This window comes from Paracoccus sp. P2 (assembly GCF_046335115.1).
In the GTDB taxonomy this organism is placed as follows: Bacteria; Pseudomonadota; Alphaproteobacteria; order Rhodobacterales; family Rhodobacteraceae; genus Paracoccus; species Paracoccus pantotrophus.
Map to the genome: position 1 here is coordinate 1 of NZ_JBGOSN010000128.1, position 1,778 is coordinate 1,778.

1 protein-coding gene is annotated in these 1,778 nt (G+C 67.0%); it reads left to right on the forward strand.

Annotated features, from left to right (window positions below; genetic code table 11):
• Nucleotides 1–3: 3 nt before the first annotated feature.
• Nucleotides 4–1,641 (forward strand): chaperonin GroEL, encoded by a 1,638-nt coding sequence (groL, locus tag ACDP63_RS24720; RefSeq protein WP_024845659.1) that lies wholly within the window; start codon nucleotides 4–6, stop codon nucleotides 1,639–1,641.
• Nucleotides 1,642–1,778: the final 137 nt, after the last annotated feature.

The following is a 1,778-nucleotide window of genomic DNA, read 5'->3' on the forward strand; positions in this document are numbered from 1 at the left end:
CACATGGCTGCGAAAGAAGTTAAGTTCAACAGCGACGCGCGCGACCGGATGCTGAAGGGCGTGAACATCCTGGCCGATGCGGTCAAGGTGACGCTTGGCCCGAAGGGTCGCAACGTGGTGATCGACAAGTCCTTCGGGGCGCCGCGGATCACCAAGGACGGGGTCTCGGTCGCGAAAGAGATCGAGCTTTCCGACAAGTTCGAGAACATGGGCGCGCAGATGGTGCGCGAAGTCGCCTCGCGCACCAATGACGAGGCCGGCGACGGCACCACCACCGCCACGGTGCTGGCCCAGGCCATCGTGCGCGAGGGCATGAAGGCGGTCGCCGCCGGCATGAACCCGATGGATCTCAAGCGCGGCATCGACATGGCCACCGCCAAGGTCGTGGAAGCGATCAAATCCGCCGCCCGCCCGGTCAACGACAGCTCGGAAGTGGCGCAGGTCGGCACCATCTCGGCCAATGGCGAGGCCTTCATCGGCCAGCAGATCGCCGAGGCGATGCAGCGCGTCGGCAACGAGGGCGTAATCACCGTCGAAGAGAACAAGGGCATGGAGACCGAGGTCGAGGTCGTCGAAGGCATGCAGTTCGACCGCGGCTATCTCTCGCCCTATTTCGTCACCAATGCCGACAAGATGATCGCCGAGCTGGAGGATGCCTATATCCTGCTGCACGAGAAGAAGCTGTCGTCGCTGCAGCCGATGGTCCCGCTGCTGGAATCGGTGATCCAGTCGCAAAAGCCGCTCTTGATCGTGGCCGAGGACGTCGAGGGCGAGGCGCTGGCCACGCTGGTCGTCAACAAGCTGCGCGGCGGGCTGAAGATCGCCGCCGTCAAGGCGCCGGGCTTCGGCGACCGCCGCAAGGCCATGCTGCAGGACATCGCCATCCTGACCGGCGGCCAGGTGATCTCGGAAGACCTGGGCATGAAGCTTGAGAATGTCACCATCGACATGCTCGGCCGGGCCAAGAAGATCTCGATCAACAAGGACAACACCACCATCGTCGACGGTGCCGGCGAGAAGGCCGAGATCGAGGCGCGGGTGTCGCAGATCCGCCAGCAGATCGAGGAAACCACCTCGGATTACGACCGCGAGAAGCTGCAGGAGCGTGTGGCCAAGCTGGCCGGCGGCGTCGCCGTCATCCGCGTCGGCGGCATGACCGAGATCGAGGTCAAGGAGCGCAAGGACCGCGTCGACGACGCGCTGAACGCGACCCGCGCCGCGGTGCAGGAAGGCATCGTGGTCGGCGGCGGCGTGGCGCTGGTGCAGGGCGCCAAGGCGCTGGAAGGCCTGGCCGGCGCGAACTCGGACCAGGAAGCCGGCATCGCCATCATCCGCCGCGCGCTGGAGGCGCCGATGCGCCAGATCGCCGAGAATGCCGGCGTCGACGGCGCCGTGGTGGCCGGCAAGGTGCGCGAATCCTCGGACAAGGCCTTCGGCTTCAACGCCCAGACCGAGGAATATGGCGACATGTTCAAGTTCGGGGTGATCGACCCGGCCAAGGTGGTGCGCACCGCGCTGGAGGACGCCGCGTCGGTGGCCGGCCTCTTGATCACCACCGAGGCGATGATCGCCGAGAAGCCCGAGCCCAAGGCCCCGGCCGGCGGCATGCCCGACATGGGCGGCATGGGCGGCATGATGTAAGCCGACCCGCCTTTGGCGAAGCATTGGGCCGTCCCGAAAGGGGCGGCCTTCTCGCATCCCCCGGCAGCCAGCGCCGGCCAAGCGCGGGGAGCGTCGGGCCATGGGCCGCACCGCGCAGAGGCCGCCGATCTGCCGCG